General features: G+C 61.4%; 34 protein-coding genes. 29 read left to right on the top strand and 5 right to left on the bottom strand.

The genetic code is table 11. The features are described from left to right. Window positions 1-46 precede the first annotated feature (46 nt). The 21 genes from rplP (at window position 47) to M2103_RS10350 (ending at window position 13,029) form a co-directional block, all read left to right on the top strand. Window positions 47-469, top strand: coding sequence for a 50S ribosomal protein L16 (gene rplP, locus M2103_RS10450; protein WP_108824944.1), 423 nt, complete (start codon window positions 47-49; stop codon window positions 467-469). 32 nt (window positions 470-501) lie between these two features. Beyond that, window positions 502-702, top strand: a complete 201-nt coding sequence (gene rpmC, locus M2103_RS10445) for a 50S ribosomal protein L29 (RefSeq protein WP_277510437.1) — start codon at window positions 502-504, stop codon at window positions 700-702. A gap of 34 nt (window positions 703-736) precedes the next feature. Next, a complete protein-coding gene (rpsQ, locus tag M2103_RS10440) occupies window positions 737-1,081 on the top strand; it encodes a 30S ribosomal protein S17 (protein WP_108824946.1) in 345 nt (114 codons plus the stop codon). 18 nt (window positions 1,082-1,099) lie between these two features. Next, window positions 1,100-1,465 carry a 50S ribosomal protein L14 gene (gene rplN / locus M2103_RS10435; RefSeq protein ID WP_277510435.1) on the top strand — a complete coding sequence of 122 codons (366 nt, stop codon included), beginning with the start codon at window positions 1,100-1,102 and terminating at the stop codon, window positions 1,463-1,465. A gap of 2 nt (window positions 1,466-1,467) precedes the next feature. Further along, entirely contained in the window at window positions 1,468-1,731 is a 264-nt protein-coding gene (gene rplX, locus M2103_RS10430) for a 50S ribosomal protein L24 (protein ID WP_277510433.1), read from the top strand. Window positions 1,732-1,846: 115 nt separating this feature from the next. Beyond that, window positions 1,847-2,434 (top strand): 50S ribosomal protein L5, encoded by a 588-nt coding sequence (rplE, locus tag M2103_RS10425; RefSeq protein WP_277510432.1) that lies wholly within the window; start codon window positions 1,847-1,849, stop codon window positions 2,432-2,434. A gap of 32 nt (window positions 2,435-2,466) precedes the next feature. Beyond that, window positions 2,467-2,772: a 30S ribosomal protein S14 gene (gene rpsN, locus M2103_RS10420; protein ID WP_277510431.1), complete on the top strand. Its 306-nt coding sequence runs from the start codon at window positions 2,467-2,469 to the stop codon at window positions 2,770-2,772. Window positions 2,773-2,847: 75 nt separating this feature from the next. Further along, window positions 2,848-3,240: a 30S ribosomal protein S8 gene (gene rpsH, locus M2103_RS10415; protein ID WP_277510430.1), complete on the top strand. Its 393-nt coding sequence runs from the start codon at window positions 2,848-2,850 to the stop codon at window positions 3,238-3,240. 32 nt (window positions 3,241-3,272) lie between these two features. Beyond that, the gene (rplF, locus tag M2103_RS10410; RefSeq protein WP_108824952.1) at window positions 3,273-3,821 is read left to right on the top strand and encodes a 50S ribosomal protein L6; all 549 of its coding nucleotides are present in this window, start codon (window positions 3,273-3,275) and stop codon (window positions 3,819-3,821) included. Between the two features lie 26 nt (window positions 3,822-3,847). Continuing rightward, complete coding sequence (rplR, locus tag M2103_RS10405) at window positions 3,848-4,210, top strand: 50S ribosomal protein L18 (protein ID WP_277510429.1); 363 nt, start codon at window positions 3,848-3,850, stop codon at window positions 4,208-4,210. A gap of 199 nt (window positions 4,211-4,409) precedes the next feature. Next, complete coding sequence (rpsE, locus tag M2103_RS10400) at window positions 4,410-4,901, top strand: 30S ribosomal protein S5 (protein WP_277510453.1); 492 nt, start codon at window positions 4,410-4,412, stop codon at window positions 4,899-4,901. Between the two features lie 87 nt (window positions 4,902-4,988). Next, entirely contained in the window at window positions 4,989-5,438 is a 450-nt protein-coding gene (gene rplO / locus M2103_RS10395) for a 50S ribosomal protein L15 (RefSeq protein WP_277510428.1), read from the top strand. Between the two features lie 140 nt (window positions 5,439-5,578). Further along, window positions 5,579-7,081: a preprotein translocase subunit SecY gene (gene secY / locus M2103_RS10390; RefSeq protein ID WP_108824956.1), complete on the top strand. Its 1,503-nt coding sequence runs from the start codon at window positions 5,579-5,581 to the stop codon at window positions 7,079-7,081. Window positions 7,082-7,100: 19 nt separating this feature from the next. Next, window positions 7,101-7,586 (top strand): nucleoside monophosphate kinase, encoded by a 486-nt coding sequence (locus M2103_RS10385; protein WP_277510426.1) that lies wholly within the window; start codon window positions 7,101-7,103, stop codon window positions 7,584-7,586. 4 nt (window positions 7,587-7,590) lie between these two features. Beyond that, window positions 7,591-8,376, top strand: coding sequence for a type I methionyl aminopeptidase (gene map, locus M2103_RS10380; RefSeq protein WP_277510425.1), 786 nt, complete (start codon window positions 7,591-7,593; stop codon window positions 8,374-8,376). A 153-nt stretch (window positions 8,377-8,529) separates the two neighbouring features. Further along, on the top strand, window positions 8,530-8,907 hold the full coding sequence (rpsM, locus tag M2103_RS10375; RefSeq protein ID WP_108824958.1) for a 30S ribosomal protein S13: 378 nt from the start codon (window positions 8,530-8,532) through the stop codon (window positions 8,905-8,907). A gap of 24 nt (window positions 8,908-8,931) precedes the next feature. Further along, window positions 8,932-9,534 carry a 30S ribosomal protein S11 gene (gene rpsK / locus M2103_RS13230; protein ID WP_108824959.1) on the top strand — a complete coding sequence of 201 codons (603 nt, stop codon included), beginning with the start codon at window positions 8,932-8,934 and terminating at the stop codon, window positions 9,532-9,534. 64 nt (window positions 9,535-9,598) lie between these two features. Next, complete coding sequence (rpsD, locus tag M2103_RS10365; RefSeq protein WP_277510424.1) at window positions 9,599-10,207, top strand: 30S ribosomal protein S4; 609 nt, start codon at window positions 9,599-9,601, stop codon at window positions 10,205-10,207. A gap of 100 nt (window positions 10,208-10,307) precedes the next feature. Further along, window positions 10,308-11,309 carry a DNA-directed RNA polymerase subunit alpha gene (locus tag M2103_RS10360; RefSeq protein WP_108824960.1) on the top strand — a complete coding sequence of 334 codons (1,002 nt, stop codon included), beginning with the start codon at window positions 10,308-10,310 and terminating at the stop codon, window positions 11,307-11,309. A 209-nt stretch (window positions 11,310-11,518) separates the two neighbouring features. Further along, the gene (rplQ, locus tag M2103_RS10355) at window positions 11,519-12,034 is read left to right on the top strand and encodes a 50S ribosomal protein L17 (protein ID WP_345783552.1); all 516 of its coding nucleotides are present in this window, start codon (window positions 11,519-11,521) and stop codon (window positions 12,032-12,034) included. Window positions 12,035-12,153: 119 nt separating this feature from the next. Next, complete coding sequence (locus tag M2103_RS10350) at window positions 12,154-13,029, top strand: hypothetical protein (protein ID WP_277510423.1); 876 nt, start codon at window positions 12,154-12,156, stop codon at window positions 13,027-13,029. 90 nt (window positions 13,030-13,119) lie between these two features. On the opposite strand, the gene M2103_RS10345 is transcribed toward M2103_RS10350, so the two are convergent. Next, window positions 13,120-14,784, bottom strand: coding sequence for an NAD-dependent malic enzyme (locus M2103_RS10345; RefSeq protein ID WP_277510421.1), 1,665 nt, complete (start codon window positions 14,782-14,784; stop codon window positions 13,120-13,122). Between the two features lie 195 nt (window positions 14,785-14,979). On the opposite strand from M2103_RS10345, the gene M2103_RS10340 reads away from it, so the two are divergent. Genes M2103_RS10340 through folK form a run of 6 tightly spaced genes read left to right on the top strand, consistent with a single transcriptional unit; the run spans window position 14,980 to window position 20,615 of the window. Further along, the gene (locus tag M2103_RS10340) at window positions 14,980-16,161 is read left to right on the top strand and encodes a ribonuclease D (protein WP_277510420.1); all 1,182 of its coding nucleotides are present in this window, start codon (window positions 14,980-14,982) and stop codon (window positions 16,159-16,161) included. Further along, window positions 16,158-17,786, top strand: a complete 1,629-nt coding sequence (locus M2103_RS10335) for a fatty acid CoA ligase family protein (protein ID WP_277510418.1) — start codon at window positions 16,158-16,160, stop codon at window positions 17,784-17,786. The genes M2103_RS10340 and M2103_RS10335 overlap by 4 nt, the downstream gene beginning before the upstream one ends. 42 nt (window positions 17,787-17,828) lie before the next feature. Further along, window positions 17,829-18,860, top strand: coding sequence for an NAD-dependent epimerase/dehydratase family protein (locus tag M2103_RS10330; protein ID WP_277510415.1), 1,032 nt, complete (start codon window positions 17,829-17,831; stop codon window positions 18,858-18,860). After that, window positions 18,857-19,735, top strand: coding sequence for a dihydropteroate synthase (folP, locus tag M2103_RS10325; RefSeq protein WP_277510413.1), 879 nt, complete (start codon window positions 18,857-18,859; stop codon window positions 19,733-19,735). The genes M2103_RS10330 and folP overlap by 4 nt, the downstream gene beginning before the upstream one ends. Next, on the top strand, window positions 19,732-20,100 hold the full coding sequence (gene folB / locus M2103_RS10320) for a dihydroneopterin aldolase (protein ID WP_277510412.1): 369 nt from the start codon (window positions 19,732-19,734) through the stop codon (window positions 20,098-20,100). The genes folP and folB overlap by 4 nt, the downstream gene beginning before the upstream one ends. Then, entirely contained in the window at window positions 20,097-20,615 is a 519-nt protein-coding gene (gene folK, locus M2103_RS10315; protein WP_277510411.1) for a 2-amino-4-hydroxy-6-hydroxymethyldihydropteridine diphosphokinase, read from the top strand. Before folB ends, folK begins: the two co-directional genes overlap by 4 nt. Here folK and M2103_RS10310 read toward each other — a convergent pair. Next, window positions 20,578-21,669 carry a quinone-dependent dihydroorotate dehydrogenase gene (locus M2103_RS10310; protein WP_277510409.1) on the bottom strand — a complete coding sequence of 364 codons (1,092 nt, stop codon included), beginning with the start codon at window positions 21,667-21,669 and terminating at the stop codon, window positions 20,578-20,580. The genes folK and M2103_RS10310 overlap by 38 nt on opposite strands. A gap of 253 nt (window positions 21,670-21,922) precedes the next feature. Here M2103_RS10310 and M2103_RS10305 point away from each other — a divergent pair, with 253 nt between their 5' ends. Both M2103_RS10305 and M2103_RS10300 read left to right on the top strand, forming a co-directional pair. After that, window positions 21,923-22,717 carry a hypothetical protein gene (locus M2103_RS10305; protein ID WP_277510408.1) on the top strand — a complete coding sequence of 265 codons (795 nt, stop codon included), beginning with the start codon at window positions 21,923-21,925 and terminating at the stop codon, window positions 22,715-22,717. A 49-nt stretch (window positions 22,718-22,766) separates the two neighbouring features. Continuing rightward, on the top strand, window positions 22,767-23,372 hold the full coding sequence (locus M2103_RS10300) for a polysaccharide biosynthesis/export family protein (RefSeq protein ID WP_277510406.1): 606 nt from the start codon (window positions 22,767-22,769) through the stop codon (window positions 23,370-23,372). A gap of 42 nt (window positions 23,373-23,414) precedes the next feature. On the opposite strand, the gene M2103_RS10295 is transcribed toward M2103_RS10300, so the two are convergent. From M2103_RS10295 to M2103_RS10285, 3 genes are all read right to left on the bottom strand, one after another. After that, window positions 23,415-24,299 carry a hypothetical protein gene (locus M2103_RS10295; protein WP_277510405.1) on the bottom strand — a complete coding sequence of 295 codons (885 nt, stop codon included), beginning with the start codon at window positions 24,297-24,299 and terminating at the stop codon, window positions 23,415-23,417. A 69-nt stretch (window positions 24,300-24,368) separates the two neighbouring features. Next, complete coding sequence (locus M2103_RS10290) at window positions 24,369-24,851, bottom strand: threonine/serine exporter family protein (RefSeq protein ID WP_277510404.1); 483 nt, start codon at window positions 24,849-24,851, stop codon at window positions 24,369-24,371. Next, window positions 24,848-25,663, bottom strand: a complete 816-nt coding sequence (locus M2103_RS10285; RefSeq protein ID WP_277510403.1) for a threonine/serine exporter family protein — start codon at window positions 25,661-25,663, stop codon at window positions 24,848-24,850. Before M2103_RS10285 ends, M2103_RS10290 begins: the two co-directional genes overlap by 4 nt. Window positions 25,664-25,853 lie beyond the last annotated feature (190 nt).

Below are 25,853 nucleotides of genomic sequence, written 5' to 3'. Positions count from 1 at the left end.
CCGCAGCACCCAGCCGCAACATCTTTAAACAAAGGAGACACACTCCATGGCTCTCGCACCATCACGCACCAAATATCGCAAAGTCCAAAAAGGCTCCCGCAAAGGGAATGCCAAGGGCGGAAACACAGTCGCTTTCGGCGACTACGCGCTCCAGTCCCTCACCCGTGGCAACATGACCGGCCGCCAAATCGAGGCCGCTCGCGTCACCATTTCCCGCCACCTCAAGCGCAAGGGCAAACTCTGGATTCGCGTTTTCCCCCACAAGCCGATCACGAAAAAACCCGCCGAGGTTCGTCAGGGCCAGGGCAAGGGTCCCGTCGAATACTACGTCGCCGTGATCAAGCCGGGCGCGGTTCTCTTCGAACTCGCCGGCGTTCCCGCCACGATCGCCAAGGAGGCCTTCCGCCTCGCCGACGCGAAGCTCCCCTTCCACTGCCGCTTCATCACCCGTGAAGGCGCGAACGTCTAAAACCACAACCTGAAACCAAAAGACGACACGCCATGACTTCCAAAGAAATCAACGAACTCTCCCTCAAGGAACTCGACGTCAAGCTCCGCGAAGCCCGCGAGCAGCTCCTCCAGCTCCGCCTGCGCAAGCAAACCGGCCAAGTTGAGAAAACCCACACCATCCGCGGCATTCGCAAGGACATCGCCCGCATGGAAACCACCAAGACCGTCAAGCTCGCCGCCGCCGCGAAATAAGAGGTCATACCGCAATCCGCAATCCGCACTTAACATGACACGCAACAATCGCAAAGACCTCGTCGGCATCGTCACCAGCCGCTCCGGCGACAAGTCAATCAAAGTCACCGTCCCCTTCAAGGTTCCGCATCCGCGCTACCGCAAAGTCATCAACCGCAAAACCGTCGTGCACGTTCACGACGAGAAGAACGAAGCCGGCCTCGGCGACAAGGTTGAGATCATGGAGACGCGCCCGATCTCGCGCCTCAAGCGCTGGCGCCTCGTGAGCATCATCGAAAAAGCCGTGAGCGCCTCCGCCGCCGTCACCGAAGCCGATGTAGCCGCGACCGTTCCCACCAAAACCGCAAAAGCCGCCGCTGACGAAGCCAAGGCCGAATAATACAAGGAGCCACACACCATGATCCAACTCCGCTCACTCCTCGACGTAGCCGACAACACCGGCGCGCGCACCGCCTCCTACATCCGCAAGAAAGGCCAGATGACTGACACCGCCGGCGTCGGCGACATCATCACCGTCCACATCAAGGACAGCACGACCGATGCCACCGTCAAGAAAGGCGAAGTCACCAAGGCCGTTGTCGTCCGCACCAAGGCTCCCATCCGCCGCGCCGACGGCAGCTACCTGCGCTTCGACAGCAACGCGATCGTCATCATCGGACCCGACGGCAACCCGAAGGGCACCCGCATCTTCGGCCCCGTGGCCCGCGAACTGCGCGCCAAGAACTTCATGAAAATCATCTCCCTCGCACCGGAGGTTCTCTAACAATGGCTACCAAATTCCACGTCAAACGCGGCGACACCGTCGCCGTCATCTCAGGCTCCCACAAAGGCAAGACGGGCAAGATTCTCGAAATCCTCCCCGCCAAGCAGCGCGCCCGCGTTGAAGGCCTCGCCCTCATCAAGCGCCACACCAAGGCCCAGGGCGAGCAAAAGCCCGGCGGCATCATCGAGCGCGAAGGCACCATTCATATTTCCAACCTCAAGCTGCAAGCCGCGGCTGAGAAGAAGGAAAAATCCGCGAAAAAGTAATCGCCACGAGCGGGACAAACCCTAGCATTGTCCCCTTTTCACTTTTCACACCACACTCTTCACACTTTTCAAAAACTCAGATGCCCACGGGTTGGAAATCCGGGGCCTTGCACCAATGAGCGAAAAATACACACCCGCACTTAAGAAGCTCTACACCGAGCAAATCATCGCCGAACTCATCAAGAGCCGCGGCTACAAGAACAGGCACGAAGTGCCGAAACTCGTCAAAATCGTGCTCAACACCGGCATTGATTCCGACGCGGACAAGAACCAGATCACCGACATCGGCCGGGATCTCGGCCTCATCGCCGGACAAAAGCCCGTCTACACCAAGAGCAAAAAGGCCGTCTCGAACTTCAAGCTCCGCCAGGGTCAAATCGTTGGCGCGTTTGTCACCCTTCGTGGCAATGCCATGTGGGATTTCCTCTACCGCCTCCTCGCCGTCGCCCTCCCCACCATTCGCGACTTCCGCGGCATCTCGCCCAAGCTCGACGGTCAGGGCAACTACAACCTCGGCATCACCGACTTTACCATCTTCCCCGAAATCACCGTTGAGAATGTGAAGAAGACCATGGGTCTCGACATCTCAATCAACACCACCGCCAAGACCGACGAGGAAGGCCGCGAGCTTCTCAAGCTCCTCGGAATGCCTTTCCGCCGCTCCGAAACCGCCGCCGCCGCGCCCGCGCCCAAGGCCGCGTAACCCAAAACAACTTTTCAAAACTCTTTTTCGACATGCCGAAAACATCAGCCATCGAACGCAACAAGAAGCGCATTGCCATGACCGAGAAATACAAGGCACGGCGCGCCGAGTTGAAAGCCCTCATCGCCAATCCGGACACCCCGGAGGAGGAATTCTACGCCGCGCAGAAAAAGCTCCAGAAGCTTCCGCGCAACTCCTCGTCCGTGCGCATCCGCAACCGCTGCGCCCTCTCCGGACGCCCCCGCGCCTACAACCGCAAATACGGCGTCTCCCGCATCCAGTTCCGCGAACTCGCCCTCGCCGGCAAAATCCCCGGCGTCACGAAGTCATCCTGGTAACAAAGCGAAAAACTTAATTTTCTCCCCGGGGGTCGGATATGACCCGAGGGAAATTAAACAAAAACATCCAACATCATGACAGATCCGATCAGTGATTTCCTGACCCGCCTCCGCAATGCGTCGAAGGCCGGTCTCGCCGAGTGCGCCGCGCCGCACTCCAAATACAAGGAAGGTATCGCCGCCATCCTCAAGGCCGAGGGTTACGTCTCCGACTACACCACCGGTTCCGACGCGCAGGGGCACAAGACCCTCGTCGTCAAAATGAAGTATGTGGACAGTGCTCCCGTGCTCACCAACATCACCCGCGTTTCCACGCCCGGCCGCCGCCTCTACTGCGGTTACAATGAAATTCCCCGCGTCCTCAACGGACTCGGCATCGCCATCCTCTCGACATCCAAGGGCGTCCTCAAGGACCAGGACTGCCGTCGCGAGAAACTCGGCGGCGAGCTCATCTGCAACGTCTGGTAACCCGCAACACCGAGAAAAAGGAGATCATCACCATGTCACGTATCGGCAAAGTTCCCGTTACCATTCCCGAAAAAGTCAAAGTCGAGATCAAGGACACCACCGTCCACGTCGAAGGCCCGAAGGGCAAACTCACAAAAACCTTCGCCCCCGTCGTAAAGCTCGAAAACAAGGATGGCAAAATCACCGTCACACCCGTTGACGAAACCCGCTTCGCGCGCTCCATGTATGGCACCGCCCGCGCCGTGATCAGCAACATGATCAAGGGCGTCACCGACGGCTACGCCAAGGAGCTCGAAATTCAGGGCGTCGGTTTTAAGGCAGCCCTCAAGGGCGCCAACCAGCTCGACCTCGCACTCGGCTATTCGCATCCCATCGTTTACGACATTCCCGAAGGCATCAAAATCACCGTCACCGACCAGACCAAGCTCAAGGTCGAGGGTGCTGACAAGCAAGTCGTCGGCGAAGTCACCGCCAACATCCGCGCCTACTACCCGCCCGAACCCTACAAGGGCAAAGGCGTCCGCATCGTCGGAGAACACGCCGAGCGCGTCCGCCGCAAGGAAGGCAAAACCGTCGCCTAACAACCCGCAACCCACACTATTTCAAAATGAACACTCAACGCAAAGCCGACCTCCTCCAGAAACGCCGCTGGAGAATCCGCAAGAAGGTCCAAGGCACAGCCGCCCGCCCGCGCCTCTGCGTGCGCTTCACCACCAAGCACATCTACGCCCAGGCCATCAACGACGACGCGGGCACCACGCTCGCCTTCCTCTCCAGCCTCGACAAGGAACTCCGCGCCAAGAAACTCGCCGCCAACCTCAATGGCGCCAAGGAGCTTGGCACCGCCTTCGCCGCCAAGGCCAAGGCCGCCGGCATTGAGAGCGTCGTCTTCGACCGCGCGGGCGCACCCTACCACGGCAAAGTCAAAGTATTCGCTGACGCAGCACGCGAAGGCGGCCTCGTATTCTAATAAAATGAGCACCGAAAACGAATCTCCCGTCACACCGGCCGAAGCCGCCCCCGCGGCCGTCGCCGCCGTTGAAAACACGCCCGCCGCACCCGAAGCCGCTGTTGAGGCGCCCCGTCGCGGACGCACCTCCCGTGGCGAGCGCCGCGAAGGCGGCGAGCGCGGACGCGGCCCCCGTCGCGACCGTCGCGACACCGCGAACATCGATCCCAACGCGCCCGAGCTCGTCGAAAAAATTGTCTTCATCAACCGCTGCGCCAAGGTCGTCAAAGGCGGACGCCGTTTCAGCTTTTCCGCCCTCGCCGTCGTTGGAGACAAGAAAGGCTCCGTCGGCATCGGCTTCGGCAAGGCCAACGAAGTGCCCGACGCCATCAAGAAGAGCACCGAGCACGCCAAGAAGCGCATGGTCTCCGTGAAAATCAAGGGCGACACGATCCCCCACGAAGTTTACGGCGAATATGACGGCGGTCGCGTTCTCCTTCGCCCCGCGGTTCCCGGCACCGGCCTTATCGCCGGTGGCGCCGTCCGCGCGGTTCTCGAAGCCGCCGGCGTCAAGAACGTGCTCACCAAGTCGATGGGGTCCAAGAACCACAACGCCGTGGTGCACGCCACCCTCAACGGACTCAAAAAACTCCGCCTCGCCGCGCAAATCAAAGCCGCCCGCGAAACCGTGGTCGCGCCTGCCGCCGAGTAAACCCGTAGGGGCGTCGCAAGCGACGCCCTCCGAGTCGCATCCGAAAAATCCGGATGCGGCGACCAAACATTAGGAAAAAACACACACATGAAACTTCACGAACTCAAAAATGTTAAAGGCGCGGTTCACCGTCGCAAACGCGTGGGCTGCGGCGAAGGCGGCGGCCACGGCAAGACCTCGGGCAGGGGTGGCAAGGGCCAGACCGCCCGTTCCGGCGGCTCCATCCGCCCCGGATTCGAAGGCGGCCAGATGCCCCTTTATCGCAAGCTCCCGCACCGCGGCTTCAACAACTACAACTTCCGCACCGAATACGCCGTCGTCAATGTCGGCGAGCTCGCGTCCCTCGACGACAGTGTCACGGAAGTGAACGCGGAAATCCTCGCCAAGGCCGGCCTCATCCGCTGCGCGTGCGCCAAGCTCAAGGTTCTTGGTGACGGCGAAGTCTCCCGCGCGTTCAAAGTCACCGCCGCCAAGTTCTCCGAGTCCGCCAAGGCCAAGCTCGAAAAAGCCGGAGGCTCCGCCACCGTCGCGGCTTGAGCCGCGACTGAATTTTCGATTTTCGATTCTCGATTTTCGATTGCGCGCTGCCGCGCGAAATTGAAAGCGGGAATCGAAAAATAAAACGGAGCGGCAGCTCCCAAATCCAAAATCGAAAATCCAAAATCCAAAATTTCCACATGTTCTCCGCCTTCTCCAACTCCCTGAAAATCCCCGAGCTTCGCTCGCGAATTTTCTACACCTTCGCCCTTCTCTTTGTGGCTCGCGTCGGTGCGAACATTCCGCTTCCCGGTCTGGATCCGCGCCCGCTCATGGACTTCTTTGCCGACCAGAGCGCGACCTCCGGAACCACCGGCTCCCTGATGGGGCTCTACAACATGTTCACGGGCGGCGCGCTCACCAAGGGCGCCATTTGCGCGCTCGGCATCATGCCCTACATCAGCGCGTCCATTATTTTTCAGCTCATGAGCGCCGTCGTGCCCTCGCTCGCCCGCCTTTCGCAGGAAGGCGATGTCGGCCGCCAGAAACTCACCCAATACACCCGTTACCTCGCTGTCGCGATTTGCGTCATCCAGGCAGTTCTTCTCGTTTTGGGTCTTGAGAACCCCGCCTCGCTCTTCGGCGGTTACACCGGTCCCTCGCTCATTCTCGTCAACAAGACTTGGTTCATGTTCACCTCAGTGGTGTTCATCACCGCCGGCACCATGCTCCTCATGTGGCTCGGCGAGCAGATCACCTCGCGCGGCATTGGCAACGGCGTCTCGCTCCTTATCACCGTCGGCATTCTCGCCGACTTGCCCGGCGCGGCCCAAACCACCTGGCAGCTTTTCACCGGCCCCGTCGGTGTTGACAAGCCCGGCCCGCTCATCGCCGTGTTCATGGTCGCGCTCTTCATCATTGTCACCATGGGCATCGTTCTCGTTGTCCAGGGACAGCGCAAGATTCCGGTCCAATACGCCAAGCGCGTCGTTGGCAACAAGGTCATGGGCGGCCAGAGCTCGTTCCTTCCGCTCAAGGTCAACTACTCCGGCGTTATGCCCGTTATTTTTGCGAGCGCCATCCTCCTCTTCCCCCAGCAGATTTTCCAGATGCTCGGCGGCGCGATGGAATGGCGTTGGATGACCCGGCTTGCGGCCGACCTTCTTCGCGGGGATCCGATCTATTACGTGCTGATGGCGTCCCTCATCCTTTTCTTCAGCTATTTCTGGGTGTCGGTCATGTTCAAGCCCATCCAGATCGCGGATGATCTCAAGAAATACGGCGGTTATGTGCCCGGCGTTCGCCCCGGCGAGCCCACTGCCAAGTTCCTCGACTTCATCATGACGCGCCTCACCCTGGCCGGCTCGATCTTCCTCACCGTCATCGCCATTTTCCCGGACGTGCTTTTGTTCAACTTCCACGTCCCGCAACGTGTCGCCTCCTTCTTCGGCGGCACCGGCATGCTCATCACCGTCGGCGTCGTCCTCGACACCATGCGCCAGGTTGAGACCTATCTCCTCCAGCGCCACTATGACGGGTTCTTGAAAAAAGGCCGCATCCACGCCCGCAACCCGAATGTTGCCAGCGCCACCGGCGAAGCCGCCGACTGGAAAACCGTCTCCCGCCTCTGGTATGTGCTGGGCGGCCTTTTCCTCATCGGCCTTGTTTCATGGTATCTGATGTATTCAGGCATCATAAAATAAGGACTTTACACCGGTCACCGTGTCCGGCTTACTCACCTACTTTTCCAATCAAGGCCTCGCGGCCAAGATCAAGCTAGTCATCGTTGGCTCCACCGCTTCGAAAATCGAAAACGTGATGCTCCAACTCAGTTCTTTGAATCAAGAGCACGTCTCTCCCACCGGCCTGATACGCCAGGAGATTTCGCGTCACACGCCGCTCGGCCAGAAGGCCGAAGCCGCTGCCCGCCGGGGGCAATCCCCCTCCGGGGAAACCGTCACCGCGATTATGCGGCGCTGGTTTTGGGCGCGCAAACCTGATGCGGGATTCGCCCTCACCGGCTTCCCGGCTACGCTGCTCCAAGCAAAAGTATTTGACGAATGGCTCGACGCCCGCGGCGAGTCGCTCGACGGCGTCATCGACGCCGCCGACGCGAACGACACGGCGAGCCTGCACATCGTCAATCACTACCGAGCCCACGGTCTTCTTCTCGACGACGAAGCCCTCGCGCCGGTTCTCGCGAAATAACGCCATGGCAATTCCGATTAAAAACAAGGATGCCATCGCCCGCATGAGGGAATCATGCGCCATTGCCGCGACCGTTCTGCACCGACTCAAGCAAGCCGTGCAGCCCGGCATCTCTACTTTTGACCTGGATGATCTAGCCCGGAAATACATTGAGGAATACGGCGCGAAGAGCGCCTGTTACGGTTATCCGTCGCACTCCCGCGGCGTCCGTCCCTTTCCCGCCTACGCCTGCATTTCCGTCAACGAGGAAGTTGTTCACGGGATCGGCTCCTTCAAGCGCATCCTCCGCGACGGCGATGTTGTCACTCTCGACATTTGCGTCACCTACAACGGCTACGTCGGCGACAACGCCTACACCGTCCCCGTTGGCGCGGTTTCGCCCGAAGTTGCCAAGCTCCTCCGCGTCACCGAGGAAGCCCGCGCCGCCGGCATCGCCCAGGCCAAGGTCGGCAACCGCATCGGCGACATCTCCGAGGCGGTCCAGAACTACATCACGCCGCACGGCTATGGTATTGTTCGCGACATGGTCGGCCACGGAGTCGGCGCATCGATGCACGAGGAACCGCAAATCCCGAACTTCATCGAACGCAAAAAATCGAAGACCGACGTCATCAAGCCCGGCATGACCCTCGCCATCGAGCCCATGATAAACCTCGGCTCCTGGCGCACCAAGACAGCCGAAGACGGCTGGACAATCGTCACCGCCGACGGCAGCCCCTCGGCCCACTTCGAACACACAGTGCTCACGACAGACCACGGCCCGGAAATCCTCACGGTCCCGCGCCCCTAGAAATTTTCGATTTTCGATTCTCGATTTTGGATTGCGCGCTCCTGCGCGAAACCGGAGCGGAAGCGCCCAATCGAAAATCCAAAATCTCACCACTTTCCCTGCCAGTCCAATCTCACAAACCACAACAATTCACCAAACAACCAACTAACCACTATGCCACGTCTACTCGGTGTTGACATTCCCGCGAAGAAGAAAGTCGTCTTCTCGCTCAATTACATCTACGGCATCGGTCCCGCCCGATCCGCCATCATCTGCGAGGAGGCCGGAATCGACGGCAACATGCGCGCCTCGGATCTCACCGAGGAGCAGCTCAACAAGATCCTCAACGTCATCACCGACCACAAGTGGGTCGTCGAGGGCGACCTTCGCCGCGAAATCACCGGCAACCTGAAGCGCCTCCAGGCCATCAGCTGCTACCGTGGCATCCGCCATCGCCGCAGCCTCCCGGTTCGCGGCCAGCGCACCTCCACCAACGCCCGCACCCGCAAAGGCCCGCGCCGCACCGTCGGTGTCACCAAGGCCGCCAAATAACACCTTTAAACAAACACAACCACCATGGCTGAAGACAAATCCGATCCCACGAAGGAAACCGCTCCTGCCGCCGCCGCTCCCGAAGCCGCCGCCGAGAAACCTGCAAAAGCCCCCAAGGCCAAGAAGGAAAAGGCCGCCGCTCCGGCTGCCGATGCCGCCGCTCCCGCCGAGGAAAAACCCGTTGAACTCGTTGGCGGCGTCGCCCGCCAACCCACCGCCGAGGAACTCCTCAAGGAGGAAGTCGGCGCCATCAAGGTTCGCAAGGCCAAGGGCTCCAAGAATATCACCTCCGGCATCGTCAAGGTGAACGCCTCCTTCAACAACACGATCGTCTCGATCACCGACCCGAAGGGCAACGTCATCTCCTGGTCGAGCGCAGGCAAGTGCAACTTCCGCGGCTCCCGCAAATCCACCGCCTACGCCGCGCAAATCGTCGCCCAGGACGCCGCCCGCAACGCCATGGCGCACGGCCTTAAGGACGTCGTCATCGAAGTCTCCGGCCCCGGCCTCGGACGCGACTCCGCCATCCGCGCCATTCAGGCCATTGGTCTCGAAATCAACGCCATCGTCGACGTCACCCCCGTTCCCCACAACGGTTGCCGTCCGCCCAAGCGCCGTCGCGTCTAATCCGCGTTCCGCCGGTTTCTCACTTCTTAATTCACAACTCTTAATTCTTAATTTTTAAAACACCATGGCTCGTTATACCGGACCAACAACCCGCCTCAGCCGCCGCTTCTCGCAGCCGCTCTTCGGCTCCACGAAAGCTTACGAAAAACGCACGTATCCCCCCGGCCAGCACGGCCCCAAGCTTCGTCGCAAACTCTCTGAATACGCCGTCGGCCTCAACGAAAAGCAAAAGCTCCGCTACATCTACGGCCTGCTCGAGCGCCAGTTCCGCCGCGTCTTCGCCAAGGCCAAGCGCTCCCGCGGAGTCACCGGCGAGGTCTTCCTCCAGCTCCTCGAGACCCGCCTCGACAGCGTTGTCTATCTCCTCGGCTTCGCCAAGTCCCGCGCCGCCGCCCGTCAGATCGTCAACCACGGCCACATCCGCGTCAACGGCCACAAGGTCGACATCGCCAGCTACAGCGTCCAGCCCGGCGACGAAATCGAGGTCAAGAACGCGCCCACTTCCCGCCAGATTGCCACCCGCAACCTCGAGGAAACCCGCGCTCGCAACGTCCCCGGCTGGCTGACCCGCAACGACGAAGCTCTCAAGGCCACCATGACCCGCATGCCCAACCGCGACGAAATGGAACCCGGCATCAACGAGCAGCTCATCGTTGAATTCTACTCGCGCTAATTCGTAGGGGCGCGCCTCGCGCGCGCCCTCTTCCAATTCGAAACAGTCACAATTATTATCGCTTAACGCGCAACTGTCAGAAAACTTCCACATTCCCGCCATGCCAAAACGACTCGGAAAGTTCGAACTCCCCAGCAAACTCAGCAAAGTTGAGGAAGGCTCCACGCCCACCTACGCAAAATTCATCGCCGAACCATTCGAAGCAGGTTACGGCCACACCATCGGCAACTCCCTCCGTCGCGTCCTCCTGAGCTCCATTGAGGGCTCCGCCATCTCGTCCATCAAGATCGACGGCGTGAACCACGAATTCCAGAGCATCGACGGCGTCGTCGAGGACGTCACAGACATCGTCCTCAACCTCAAGAAAATCCTCATCGTCTCGGAAAAACGCGAACCCTTCTCCCTCCTCATCAAGGTGAGCCGCGAGGGTCCCGTCACCGCCGCCGACATCCAGGCCGACGCCAACGTCAAGATTGTCAACCCCGAGCAAGTCATTTGCACGCTCGACAAAAACAAAACCTTCGAGGCCGAGATCGAAATCAAAACCGGCCGCGGTTATTATCCCGGCGAGCAAAACAAGAAGGAGGAGCAAACCATCGGCGTCATCCCGATCGACTCGCTCTTCTCGCCCGTCAAGCTCGTCAAATACACCGTCGAGAACACCCGCGTCGGCCAGATCACCGACTACGACAAACTCATTCTTGAAGTCTGGACCGACGGCCGCATCACGCCGGACGACGCCCTCAAGCAATCATCCTCGATCCTCGCGCACCACCTCGACGTCTTCAACCGCGTCAGCAACGAGGAATACGCCTTCGAGACCCAGGCCAACGAAGTCAGCGAGGAGCAGAACAAGCTCCGCAAGCTGCTCAACATGTCGGTCAACGAAATCGAACTCTCCGTCCGCGCCGCGAACTGCCTCAACAACGCGAACATCACCACCGTCGGCGAACTCGCCATGAAGACCGAGCAGGAAATGCTCAAGTATCGCAACTTCGGCAAAAAGTCCCTCAACGAAATCAAGGACAAGCTCGAAGCCCTCGGCCTCTCCCTCGGCATGAAGTTCGACGAGCGCCTGCTCGACTCAAAGAAGGATCTCTGAGTCGAAGAGTGAGGAGCGAATGGTAAAGAGTGAAAACTGAGGGTGCTCCCGCGCCGCGCCGGTTTTCTTTTTTCACCTTTCACTCTTCACATTTCACCCTTCCCGCCGCTCCGCGGCGGGGCTTCTCGCGCCGTCCGCTGCCGCCCAACGCTGCGACCGGAAAGCCGATCGGGAAGCACAACCAAAAACCAAATAAAAACTGAAATACAATGCGTCACAAAGTGCACAAATACGGACTCGGCGTCACGCGCGAGCACCGCAAGGCAATGATGGCCAACATGGCCGCCTCGCTCATCAAGCATGAGCGCATCCAAACCACCCTCACCAAGGCCAAGGCCTTGCGTCCCTTCATTGAAAAAGTCATCACCAAGGCCAAGAAGGCCGGTGTTGCCAAGGACAAGAAGGACGCCATTCACCTGCGCCGTCTCGCCCTCGCGGACGTCCGCGACGAGAATGCAGTCACCAAGCTCTTCAACGAAACCTACAAGCAGTTTGCCGATCGCAGCGGCGGTTACACCCGCATCTACAAGCTCGGCCGCCGCGACAGCGACGCCGCCGAGATGGCTCTCATTGAGTTCGTGAAAGCCGACGATCCCGGCTACAAGAAGAACAAGAGCCGCGCCAAGAAGGCGAAGAAACCCGCCGCCGCCAAGCCCGCAGCGGAAGAAGCAGCGGCACCCGCCGAGGCTCCCGCGCCCGCCGCGGAAGAGGAGAAAAAAGACTGATTTAGGTTGTATTCATTTATCACCCACAAGCCGCGAGCCGCAACGCTCGCGGTTTTTTATTTTGTCTGCGCCACCGCGTTCATGCGATTCTCCGCGCAGACAAAAATCCCATTCACGCTATGACCACCCCGAAACAATTCACCGCTATGGAAACCCGCGGCGCCGACGGCGCCTCCGGGCGCGTCTTCCGCAGCGCAAGAGCCTCCTCCTCCATCAGCCAGTCCGACGCGCAACAAAAGGCCGTCGCGCTCGCCCAAGCCGAGGCGAACAAGGCCGCCTCCGGCGGCGCTCACGCGCCCCATGAGCGCGAACGCTACCCCTACGGTGTGCGCGACCTGACCGAGCCCGTGCTCAAGCAACTTTACGCGGACGGATCACCGATCGCGCGCATCACCCGCAATGCCTACGGAGCCTCCGTGCTCAATGCAAACCGCGTGATGTTTGTGGATGTCGATTTTGAGCAGCAGGGCAGGGACCCAAGGACCGGGCAAATCGTGCAGTCCGTTGGCGGCACCACGCAGGCTGGGGCGCTAAGCGCGCTCGCCGATCTTCTGGCCGCGCGCCCCGATCTCGCCTTCCGTGTTTATTCGACCGCCGCCGGTCTTCGTTATCTTTGCACGAGCACGCTCTTCGACCCCGAGTCGCCCGAGAGCGAGGCCATTCTCACGCAGTTAAAATCCGACGCGCGTTATGTCCTGCTTTGCAGGAAACAAAAATGCTATCGCGCGCGGCTTAGCCCGAAACCCTGGCGCTGTTTCAAAAAAGTGCCGCTTTCGCCGGGGGAACAACAGGCGTCTGAATCGAGGGGATTCTTTTCGAGATTATTCTTCCCGGTGCCGCGCACCAAAACCCTTCGCAACCCGTCCGATTTCGCCACCTGCCGTCACATCGAAACCGTCGGCGCTGAAATCAAAACCATGCGGCCCGAGATTGCCGAAATCGTGCGCGTGCACGACGCCATGTGCGAGATTGAGACCACAAAGCCACTGGCTTGAACCCCGCGGTCCAAGTCATGGCGAAACTGTTTTGAGCCGCGGATAGTCCGCGGCTGTTTTGATTTCAGTGCGCGATTCAAAAACCGCGGCTCACTCAAATTCGCGATACGCCGGCTCATACATCTTGGCCTTGATGTCGGCTTCGATGTCGGCGGGGCGCGGCGTGGTGGCGAGGTTTTCGCGATGCGCTTCCTCGGCCACGGCCGCGGCGATTTTTGCGGAGACGTCGCGGATCTTGGTGAGCGCGGGATACACCCGACCAAGGTCAAGGTCGGCTTGGGTCACTTGACCTGCGAGTGTTTCTGCGGCGGCGAGGAACATGCGGTCGGTCACTTCGCGCGCACCGCAGGCGAGCGCGCCCAGGCCGACGCCGGGGAAGATATACACATTGTTGCCCTGGCCGGGATGGTGCGTCTTGCCGTCAATGGTGACGGGATCAAAGGGACTTCCACTCGCGAAGATCGCGCGGCCTTCCGTCCATTTGTAGGCGTCCTCCGCGGTGCATTCGGCGCGCGAGGTGGGATTTGAGAGGGCGAAGATAACCGGGCGCTTGTTGAGTTCGCCGATGCGGCGGATGATTTGCTCGGTGAAGGTGCGCGGCATGCCCGACACGCCGATGAGCGCGGTGGGTTTGACCGCCTCGACCGCCTCGGCGAGCGTGGCGACGGGCGCGTGGTCGTGCGCGAAGGGGAGCTTGTGGTGCGCGAGCGGTTTGCCGGGCCGGTTTTTCACGACGAGGCCTTGCGAATCGACATACCAGCAGCAGGCGCGCGCGTCGGCTTCGGAGAGGCCCGCCTTTTGCGCGGCGGCGGTGAAGAGCTCACCGATGCCCGTGCCGGCCTCGCCCGCGCCGAGGAAGAGGAGGCGCTGGTCGGTGAGTTTTTTTCCGGTGAGTCGCAGCGAGGCGATGAGGCCGCCAATGGCGACGGCGGCGGTGCCCTGGATGTCGTCGTTGAATGAGAGGAGGTTTTTGCGATTTTCCTCGAGGAGGCGGAACGCGTTGGTGTTTCCGAAATCCTCCCATTGGAGGAGCGCTTTCGGGTAGACGGTTTTCACGGCCTCGACGAACTCGCGCAGGAGCTCGTCGTATTCGGCGCCGCGCACGCGCTTTTGCTGGAGGCCGATGTAGAAGGGATCATCAAGGAGTTTCTCGTTGTCGGTGCCGACGTCGATTGTGATGGGCAGGCAGTAGCTCGGATGGACGCCGGCGCATGCGGTGTAAAGCGAGAGCTTGCCGACGGGGATGCCCATGCCGAGCGCGCCGAGGTCGCCGAGTCCGAGGATGCGCTCGCCGTCGGTGACGACGATCATGCGCACGTCGGCGATCGGCCAGTTGCGCAGCACTTCGGCGACGCGGCCTTTTTCGCGCAGGCTGATGAAGAGGCCGCGCGGGCGGCGGAAAATGGAGCCGTATTCGAGGCACGCCTGGCCGACGGTGGGCGTGTAAACGAGCGGCATGGTTTCCTCGATGTTGTCCTGGAGCAGGCGGTAGAAGAGCGTTTCGTTGCGCGTCTGGAGCGTGGTGAGGAAGATGTATTTTTCGAGCGCGTCGGGTTTGCGGCGCATGTTGCCGAGGGCGCGCCGCATTTGCTCCTCGAGGCTGAACGCCCGCGGGGGCAGCAGCCCGCGCAACCCCAACGCGTCGCGTTCGCGTTCCGAGAAACAGGTGCCCTTGTTGAGGGCGGGATTGGTCATGAGCGCGTAGCCGTGCGGCATCGGGCTGACTCCGTTGGCGCTGAGTTGTTCAGAGTGCATTTGTGTTGATGATGGTGTTTACGCTTTTGCTGAAATGTGAAACGAATCTTTCACAGCAGACATTTCGAGAGGACGGGCCGTCAAACGCAAGCGGTTTTGCACACGTGTTTTTTTGCGATATTTTCCCCGCGGCTCATTTCTTTCAGTCTTTCCGTTTCGGGATGTTTGTGTTTCCTGTGACATTTCTTTTCGCCGATGCCAGACACGCCCGAATACCAACTCATTGATCAAGCAGGCCAGCTTGCGCCTTTGCTCGAGGCGCTTGACCGCGTGGACGAGGTCTTTCTCGATACCGAGGCGGACAATCTTTATCACTACCGCACGCGGCTCTGCCTGCTGCAGTTCAATGTGGAGGGAAAATTTTTTCTCGTGGACGCGCTGGCCGGGCTCGACTTTTCGCCATTGTGGCAGCGGCTCGCGGGCAAGCATCTCGTCATGCACGGCAGCGATTTCGACTTGCGGCTGCTGGCCGACCTGTGCGGGTTTCGCGCGCGCAGTCTTTTCGACACGATGCTCGCGGCGCAGCTGCTCAACCGCCGGCGCATCGGGCTCGCCGCGCTGCTCGAGGAGCACTACGGCGTCGCGCTCGACAAGGATTCGCAAACGGCCAACTGGTCCCAGCGCCCGCTCACGCCGCGCCTGCTCGATTACGCCGCGCTCGATGTGTATTATTTGCCCGCGCTGCGCGACCAGCTGACATCGGAGCTGGATGCGCTTGGCCGCCTCGACTGGCTGCGCCAGCAATGCGACCGCCAGATCGAGTCCGGCGCGACCGGGTTTCCTCCCGACGACGAAAACGACTGGCGCATCGGCCGCTCCGAACGCCTGCGCCCGCACGGTCTCGCGGTGTTGCACGCGCTCTGGCACTGGCGCGAAAACTGGGCCCGCAAGCTCGACACGCCGCCGTTCAAGGTCACGAGCAACGACCTGCTTCTCAAAATCGCCGAGGGCGCCGACCACGGCCTGTCCGCCCGCTCTCTCATGGAGACGATCAAGCTCGGGCGCCGCCACGACCGGCTCGCGCCAAGCCTGCGGGCTGCGATTGAGGCCGGGCTTTCGCGCGACCCGCACACGCTCCCGCGCCGCCGCGGACGCGACCCGAACATCCTTCCGCTCACGGCCGCCGAGCTCGCCGTGCAGGATGCGATCAAGGCCGAGCGCGATTTCATCGCGCAAAAAATTCAGCTCGACCCGACGCTTATCGCCAACCGCGCGCAACTCGCCCAGATCGCCCGCATTCCCGACAAACCCGGCGAGGTGCTCCTGCCCTGGCAGGTCGAATTGCTCGCGCGCGGCAAAAAGGAAAAACGCGAGGCGGACAACCTCGCTCGCGAAACCGCCGCCGAGCCGTCGCGCGGCGAGGGTGTTGCTGAATGAACATCGCGCGGCACCTCACCATCATGGCGAAGGCGCGGCCGGACGCGGTTGCGGTAAAAGTGCCGCGCGGACGCGTTCACGATGCCGCCGGCGAGAAAATAGATTATCTCACGCTCACGTTTTCCGATCTCCATGCCGAGGTCGGCGCGTGGGAGGCCAACCTCGTCAAACGCGGCGTGCGCGAGGGCGATCGCGTGCTCGTGATGGTGCGCCAGGGGCTGCCGCTCATCGCGGCGGTGTTCGCGCTTTTCAGAATGGGCGCGGTGCCCGTGATCATTGACCCGGGCATGGGCATGAAAAGTTTTTTGCGTTGCGTCGCGCACTCGCGCCCGCGCGTGCTGCTCGGCATTCCGGTCGCGCGATTTCTCAGCCGCGTGTGCCGTCGCGCGTTTCGCTCCGTCGAAATACGGGTGCCCGCAAGCAGTTCTCCGCTCGCGCGGATAAAAGCCCAAAATCCAGAATCTAAAATCCAGAATAACACGGAGGTTTCCAACAACGGCCTTGCCGCGATTCTCTTCACCTCCGGTTCCACCGGCGCGCCAAAGGGCGTCTGCTACAAACACGAAATGTTTGAGGCGCAGGTGCGCTCGATTCGCGACACCTACGAAATCGAGCCCGGCGAGGGCGACTTGTCGATGCTGCCGGTCTTCGCGCTTTTTTCCCCCGCTCTCGGCATGACGACCATAGTGCCCGAGATCGACCCGAGCCGCCCCGCGACGCTTGATCCCTCAAAAATCGTGCGCGCCATCCAGCAGGAAAATGTGAACAATTCCTTCGGCTCGCCGACGCTCTGGAACAAAATCGCCGACTACTGCATTGCGAACAACATCACGCTCCCGAGCATGAAACGCGTGCTCTGCGCCGGCGCCCCCGTGCCCGCCGCGCTTTGGGAAAAGGCGCGAAAAATTCTCCCCAACGGAAAACTCCACAGCCCCTACGGAGCGACCGAGTGCCTGCCCGTGAGCAACGTCAACGGCGACGAAATGCTCCAAAACAAAAGCGCCTGCGCCGGCGCTTGCGTGGGCCGCGCCACGCCGGAGATACAAATCAAAATCATCGCAATCAATGACGACCCCATTGCCGCGCTCGCCGACGCGCGCGAGCTCCCGCCCGGCGAGATCGGCGAGATCATTGTCACCGGCCCCGCGATCACGCGCGAGTATGACAACCTTCCCGCCGCCACCGCGGCGGCAAAAATAAAATCCGGCGACACCATTTGGCATCGCATGGGTGACACCGGTTGTCTCGACGCGGATGGGCGTCTGTGGTTTTGCGGACGCAAGGCCGAGCGCGTCGAAACTGCCGCCGGGCCGCTTTACACGGAACCTTGCGAGCAGGTGTTTCGCGCGCATCCGCAAGTCGTCCGTTGCGCGCTCGTCGGACTCGGCGCGCGCGGTTCGCAGATCCCGGCAATCGTCATTCAGCCGGCATCCAAGCATTTCGACCTCGCCAAACTCGCCGCGGAACTTCGCGCGCTTGCGCTCGCGCAGCCGCACACGGCGGGGATCGCGCATTTCTTCCATCACCCAAAATTTCCCGTGGATGTGCGCCACAACGCCAAGATCCACCGGCTGACGCTCGCGGCCTGGGCCGCGAGCGGAAAGGCGGAAGAACTGAAAAGCTGAAGGGCTGAAAGAAAAACCGCCCAATCAAACCTCCCACGATCGATGCCTTCTTCCGATTCAGCCTTTCAGCCCTTCAGCCCTTCAGCCCTTTCTTCCCCCGTGCTTGTCACGGGCGGCACGGGGTTTCTCGGGCGGCACATTGTCGAGCGGCTACTTGCGCAAGGCCGCCCCGTCACCGTGCTGGCGCGGCGGGTTGCGGACGATCTTGTTGCGCGCGGCGTGCACTTTATCGCCGCGTCGCTCGATGATGCTGGCGCGATGCGCGATGCGTGCGCGGGCATTCATACGGTGTTTCATGTGGCCGCCAAAGTCGGCGTGTGGGGGCGCTACGATGATTTTTTTCGCGCAAATGTGATCGGCACGCGCGCGTTGCTGGCAGGGGCGAGGGAGCATGGTGTGCGTTGCTTTGTGCACACGAGCACGCCGAGCGTCGTTTACAACGACCTCGACCTCGCCGGCGCCGACGAATCGCTGCCGCTCACCACGCGCTGCCCAAGCGCGTATCCGCTTACCAAGGCAATCGCCGAGCGAGAGGTGCTGGCGGCGAATTCGCCCGGACTGAGAACCGTCGCGTTGCGTCCGCATTTGATTTGGGGCAACGACGACCCGCATCTCATCCCGCGCGTGCTCGCGCAGGCGCGCCGCGGGCGTCTCCGCATTGTCGGCGACGGACGCAATCGAGTGGACATGGTGCATGTTGAAAACGCAACCGACGCGCACCTGCTCGCCGAAACCAACATCGGGCAATGCGCGGGCCGCGCCTATTTCATTACCAACAACGAGCCCGTCGTGCTTTGGGAGTGGATTAACAACTTGCTCGTTTCGCTCGGCGAGCGTCCGGTTGGGAAACGCATTTCGTTGCGCGCCGCGTCCGCCATTGGCGCGTGTTGCGAGGCCGCGTGGCGCGTGCTGCCCTTGCGCGGCGAGCCTCCCATGACGCGCTTTGTGGCCTCGGAGCTCGCCAAGGACCACTGGTTTAACGCAACCGCTGCGCATCGGGATATTGGATACACACCGCGCGTCAGCATGGCCGGGGGAACGGCGGCGCTCGTCGAAAGTTTAAAAGCGAAATGAAAACAGCGACTCATCTTCATAAGCTCCAATGGCGAAGCCCGCACGGACGCGCGCTGCCGGACGGCGCGCGCACGCTCATCATGGGAATTCTCAACGTGACGCCCGACTCGTTTTCCGACGGTGGAAAATTCATCGGCGCGCAGGCGGCGCTTGAGCGCGCGGGCGCGATGCTCGCGGAGGGCGCGGACGTGATCGACATCGGCGGCGAATCCACGCGTCCCGGCCACGCGCCCGTGAGCGAGGCGGCGGAAATTGATCGCGTCCTTCCCGTAATCGAGGCGGTGCGCGGCGCGTTTCCCGAGGCGGCGATTTCCGCGGACACTTACAAGGCGGGTGTCGCGCGCGCGGCGGTGCGCGGCGGCGCAGACATCATCAACGATGTTTGGGGCGGGCGTTTCGAGGGCGAAAACATGGCGCAGGCGGCCGCCGATCTTCGCTGCCCGATCATCCTGATGCACAACCGGCCCGCGTCCGATTACACGGATTTTTGGCCCGACGTGATTGCCGATTTGCGAGCTTCGATCGACACCATGCTCGGGGCGGGGGTTGAGGCGGGGCAGATATGGACTGATCCGGGTTTTGGTTTTGCAAAGAATGTCGCGCAGAACCTTGAAGTGCTGAAACACCTTTCTCGCATCGTTGACCTTGGGCATCCGGTGTTGCTTGCCACGTCGCGCAAATCGACAATCGGCAGTGTATTGAAAAAACAGATACCAACCGAGCGCGAGGACGGCACGGCGGCGACACTCGTGTGGGGCGTCCAGCAGGGCGCGCGCATGGTGCGCGTGCACGATGTGGCGCGCATGCGCCCCTTCGTTGAGATGGCCGACGCGATCCGCGCGGGCGCGGAATGGACGGAGGTTGAAAAATTATGAGCACCGATTCCATCACACTTTCCCGAATGCGTTTTCACTCGTGCCACGGCGCGCTGCCGGAGGAAAAAACACGGCCGCAACCATGGGAGGTGACCGTCACGCTCGAACTGCCGCTCGACGAGGCCGGACGCACGGACGATCTGGAAAAAACTATCGACTACCGGCGCATCCACGAGGCCGCGCGCGCGGTGATGGAGGGGCCGCCGGTCAATCTTGTTGAGACGCTTGCCTGCCGCATTGTGGAGGATTTGTTGCGCGCGTTTGCGCAAGTGCGCGCCGTGAGTGTTGACGTGACCAAGTTAAAGCCGCCGGTGGATTTTGATTTCGACGGACTGAAAGCGCGGGTGCGCAGGGAGCGCAAATGAGCGGTTGTGTCGCCTACATCAGCGCGGGTTCGAATCTTGGTGATCGCGAGGCGACGCTGCGTGGTGCGTTGCGCGCGCTTGGCGATGCGGCGGATGTGCGTGTCGATGCAGTGTCGGCGATTTATGAAACCGATCCGGTTGGCGGCGTGGAACAGCCTGCGTATTTGAATCTGGCGGCGAGGCTGGGTGTTGGACGGTCCGTTTCACCCGAGGCGTTGCTCGGCGAAATGCAGCGGATTGAGCGCGCGTTTGGGCGGCGGCGCGAAAACGAAGTGCGCTGGGGGCCGCGCACGCTCGACTTGGATTTGCTTTTGTTTGGCGACGTAGAGTGCGCGTCGGAAACGCTCGCGCTGCCTCATCCGCGCATGTGGGAGCGCGCGTTTGTTTTGATTCCGTTGCGCGAGGTGGCGGAGGTCGGCTTGCTCGGAAAACTGGATCAGCTTTCAAGGACTGATCCGTCTGTGCGGTTGTTTTCTGTCAATACCCGCGGGTGGGGCGGAGCTGGCGAGCGCTGAGTTCGCGGGCGAGTTCGCGGGCGAAGAAGGGGCCGCGATAGATCATTCCGGTGTAGATTTGCACGAGGGTCGCGCCGGCATCGAGTTTTTCGCCCGCGTCCCCGGAGGTGTGGATTCCGCCCACGCCGATGATCGGCAGCCTGCCGTTTGTTGCGCGAGAAATGTAGCGAATGATTTCGGTCGATTTTTTTGTCAGGGGCATGCCGCTGAGTCCGCCGGTTTGGTCGATGTTTTCAAAATAGCCGGGGCGGGCGAGGGTGGTGTTGGTGGCGATGATGCCGTCGAAGTGGTTTGCCTCGAGCTGCTCGAGGACGGCGTCGATTTGCGGGTAGGTGAGATCGGGGGCGATTTTCAGGAGCAGGGGCACGCGTGTTTTGGCGTTGCCCGCCGCGTCTTTTTGCGAGGCGCGGTCGCGGTTGGCGGCGTCGAGCGCGGCGAGGAGCTCGGAGAGGCGCTGCTCATCCTGGAGCTTGCGGAGGTCGGGGGTGTTCGGGCTGCTGACGTTGAGCACGAGATAGTCGGCGTGGTCGGCGAGGAGCGAAAAGCTGGTGAGGTAATCCTCGACGGCTTTTTCGAGCGGGGTGACTTTTGATTTGCCGATGTTGATGCCGAGAGGGATGCGGCGTTTGCCGCGCTTGGGCATTTTTGCGAGGCGCTTGGCGACGGTTTCGGCGCCTTCGTTGTTAAAGCCCATGCGGTTGATGACCGCCTCCTCGCTCGGGTAGCGGAAGGCGCGGGGCTTGGGATTGCCGGGCTGGGCGAGGGCGGTGATGGTGCCGATTTCGATGTGGCCGAAACCGAGCGCGGCGGCGGCGGGCCAGGCCGTGGCGTGTTTGTCGAAGCCGGCGGCGAGACCGACGGCGTTGGGAAATTTCAGGCCGAACGCCTCGATGGGGCGCGCGGCGGCGGGGAGGCGTCCGCAGCGCTCCATGACGCGGCAGACAGGGGGCATCCAGCCGAGGGCGGTCATGCCAAAAGCGCCGAGGTTGTGCGCGAGCTCGCAGTCGAGCTTGAAGAAGATCGGGCGCAGGACGCGTTCATAAAAATAATCCATGTATGCAAGACGTTGGTATTTGCCGGAAATAAATCAAGCGCGGCGCGCCGAAATGCCGTTGTTTTTCACACAAGATTGACGGGGCGCAATATCTTGAATTTTGGGCTTGTTTTTCACTTATGCCCTTTCACGCTCCGCCTCGTTTTGGAGAAACAGGAGGTTTTGGGCGGAAAAATTCGGGCGCGATGATTCCTGGGTTGACTCGACCAATCCCTGCTCTTTTTCCTCCCGAAAATTATCACGCAAACATACCATGGCAAAATCCTCTAAAAGTCTCGATTGGTGCATAGTCCGTCTTGGCGATGATCACAACTGGTGGGTCGAAGAAGTCAGCGACCCGATCCGTTGGGATGTCGACGGGCTGAGCATCGTTGACCCCCGGCAGCTTGATTATCTGACCGACCTGGTCGAAGCATTGCGCGATTACGGTTTTGACCAGGACATCATGGAGGCGGCGTTCATCCCCTTCCGCATCGAGAAGGACCTGGGCGACGGACGCGTGCGCCTGCGCCGCGTGAAGGACTCCATCTTTGACTCCGACGAAAAACTTTTCGCGCTCGCCGACACGATCGACGACGAAAACGGCCCCTACGCCGATCTGCTCGACCATATCACGCGCTGCCGCGTGAAAACGCTCAACGACCTGTTCAATTTCGAGGCGAAGCTCACTGTTGACGAGGTTGAGGAGGAAATCCGCGAGGATCAAAACGCCTCGTTCATCGAGGGCCGGGCGATCCACACGTTCGACGAACTCGCCGCGATTCTCGAATACGTTCCCGCTGGCTGGGACACCGACGAGGAGCGTCCCGTCACCAAGGAGGACGACGAGGCCGCCGACGCCGACCTCCCCGAACTCGACGAGGAGGAGGAGGAAAAACTCAAGAACGACCAGTCCCTCAAGTGGGACGAGGACGAGGAAGAGGAGACGGAGGACGGCGAAATCGAACGCGGCGACGGTGACGGAGGTTTCGACATCGAAGCCGGCGACGATGATGACGACGGCGAGGAAGACACCAAGCCGAAGCGTCGCAGTCGCGGAAAACGTTGAGTCGACACGCGCCGTTTAAATCGGAAATAATGACTCAAAATTTCTTCCGATGTTAAACACACTCCGGCAACTCATCCTTTCATTGATCGCCCTCGCGATGGTTTTCGCGCTTGCCGGTTGCAAGACGCCCAAGAGCGCCGACGGGCAGCGGCACAATCCCGTCCTGCCCGACGCCGAAAACGTCGCGGTGCTCCGTCCCGGCGACAACCTTGTGGTCACGCTTCAGGGCATTCCCGATCCGAGCAGCAACCAGCTCCAGATCGACGATCAGGGGTTGATTTCGCTGCCGTATATCGGCGCGATCACCGCATCGGGCGAAACGGCGGCGGTGCTCGCGCAAAAAATCCGCGAGAATTACGTCGATAAAAAAATCTACAACGCGGTCGATGTCTCGGTGACGGCGACAGAGCGTTACGTGTATGTCGGCGGCGAGGTGGCCCGGCCCGGCCGCGTGGTCTGGGCGCCCGACCTGACGGTTACGAAGGCGGTTCAGGCCGCGGGCGGCTTTGCGATTTACGCGAAACAAACCCGCGTCTCGCTCGCCCGCGCCGGCAAGTCCTACACGATCGACGCGGAGCTCGCCGAGCGAACCCCCGCCGAGGACCCCCGGATGCTGCCCGGCGATTCGCTGCACGTGCCAAAGTCGGCGTTCTAAAAAACGGCGGCGCCAGTATGGACGCGGCGATTCATGCCGCCCCTATTTTTTCCCCCCGTGACGGTGCAGCTGCCACGAGTTCCAGAGGTTGTGCCAGATCACATAAAAAGTCGGCCCGAGCGCGATCAGCGGATTCGCGTAGGTCATGGCCAGGTAGATTGTGAAGTTGTTGTTTTTCTGGCCGAGCGCCTGGCTCGCCTCCCGCGCGAACGCGCGCCCGCCGATCACCCTTCCGATGGCGAAACTCATCGCGCACACGACCAGTGAAACCGCGCCGATTTTCAGCAGCAGCACACCCGGCGCGTCGCTCATTTCGTAACGCAAAAAATGGCTCGTCTTCGCCATGATCAGGAACAACGCGAGCACCCACGCGAAGAACGACGCGTTTTTTGCGCGGGCCGGCCATGTCGTCACCGCCGGATAAACGCGCCGCAAAATCATCGCCACCAAAAGCGGCAGGAACACCAGCAGCGAAACGCTCAACGCAATGTCGAGCGACGCCGCGGGCGTGGCGTGGCCGAGCGCGAGCGGCATCAAAAACGGCATGAGCGCGGAGATGATCGGGTTCGTGAGCATGAACGTCGTGACCACATAATCGACGCGCCCGTCGAGAAACCCCGTGATCACCGCCGCCGCAGTCGCCGTCGGCCCGATTCCCGCGAAGAAACCCGCGATCGCGATGTCTCGCCCGCCAGTCGCCCAGCCGATCGCAAACCCGACCCCGCCCATCAGCACATTGGCCAGCACCAGCCAGGCATGCGAACGCTGAAACGATTCCCTCGAAAACTTCGTGCCGAGGAAAACGACAAACAGCATTCCCACGATCAGCCACGGAATGAGAAACGCGAGCACCCGCGCCCACGGGCAAAGCGCCCCCGCGATGATGGCGGCCAGCAATGCGAATGTTCTGAGAAATCCCGGTTTCACGATTTGAGAAGCGACGATGCGATTGACGCGCTCACACTCGCACGCCGCGCGCTCCAGAGCCAGCCTGATTCACACCACCGGACGCCGCCGGTAGAGCAGCAAACCCGGCATTGCCAGGCCGATGGCGATTGCGCCGATGATAAAAAACGTCCGCAACCCGTTTGTCAGCGCCACCGAAAAAAGCTCCGCGTCGAACCCGCGCGTGCCGAGTTGGTGCAGCGCGATGATCGTCGTGAAAAACGACACGCCCGGAATCATCGGGATCATCGCCGCCACGGTGAACGCCTTCGGGTGCGCGCGCAGCCGTCTCGCGAGCCACACTCCCGCGAAGCTCACCGCCGTCGCCGCGATCAATGTGCCCCATTCGATGGGCATGCCCGCGCGCATCATCAGAAAACGCATTCCGTGCGCCAGCGCGCCGAACAACGCGCAGTATTTCAGCACGCGCACCGGCACGTTGAACACCATCGCAAAACCCGCCGCCGGCACCGCCGCCAGCGCCATGTCCTGGAGCAAGTCCAGCAGCAGGGGAATAATTTCGACGTTGCTCATGACAGCCACCCCCATGTGCCCCAGGCCGACATTGCCAGCACGATTCCAGCGCACGTGGCCAGGGCCATCAGCATCGCGAGCGCGATGCGCGAGATGCCCGTGTTCACGTAACCCTTCACCATGTCCGAGACGCCGTTGATCAATGGAAACCCCGGCACCAGCAGCAACACGCTCGCCGCCATCGCCAGCCGCGGGGTCGTGCCGATCGACTGCAGCAATGCTTGCGCGCAAATCGACGTGGCGACAAATGCCGCCGCAAAAAATCCGACAATCGGGTTGAAATGAAAATGCGCGAACACCTGCCGCGCCACCATCGCCGCGGCGCTTGCCGCAAACGCAAACACGCATCCGGTCCAGTCCGCCCCCGCCAGCCGCGCGAAGCACGCGCACGACAACCCGATCGCGAGCACCACGAGCCAGCGCGGATAACGGAACGCCTTCACCGAGCGCACGCATTTTTCAAATTCGGCGCGGTCGATTTCCCCCGACTCGAACGCGAGCGCGGCGCGCTGCACCTCCATCGCCACGTGCATGTTGATGCCGCGATCCTCGTTGCGCCGCACGCGCGTCATGCTGTGCGGCCCCGCGTAGCTCGTCACGGTGATGGCGTTTGCCATGATCGCGACATCGACGCGGTCGAGCTCGAGCGCGAAACCCGTGCGGCGCGTGATCGATTCCACAAAGGCGCTTTCCACCCCGTGCTGCATGAGCAGAATGCCGGTTTGCAGGCACAAGTCGGTCGCCGCGCGATGCTCCTGCAAGGTCAGCGGCGCGCGGGGCGGGATGTTGGATTCCGGTGTCTTTTCACTCATGTGTTTTTGCAGCGCGGAAAATGGCGCAAGCGGCGAGCGTTTAGCCACCAAAAAACTGCGTCTTGCTCAATCGCGTCGCCAAACCGTCATCCTGCGGGGGCAACTCCTGTCTGAACCTCCCGCTCGAAGTCGTCGTGCGCAACCACGCCCTGGAGTCTCGCCGCCGTGAAAACGCGCCTTCGCGTGTAAT

Source organism: Ereboglobus sp. PH5-5 (assembly GCF_029504805.1).
In the GTDB taxonomy this organism is placed as follows: Bacteria; Verrucomicrobiota; Verrucomicrobiia; order Opitutales; family Opitutaceae; genus Ereboglobus.
This window is presented reverse-complemented; position numbering and strand designations above follow the sequence as displayed.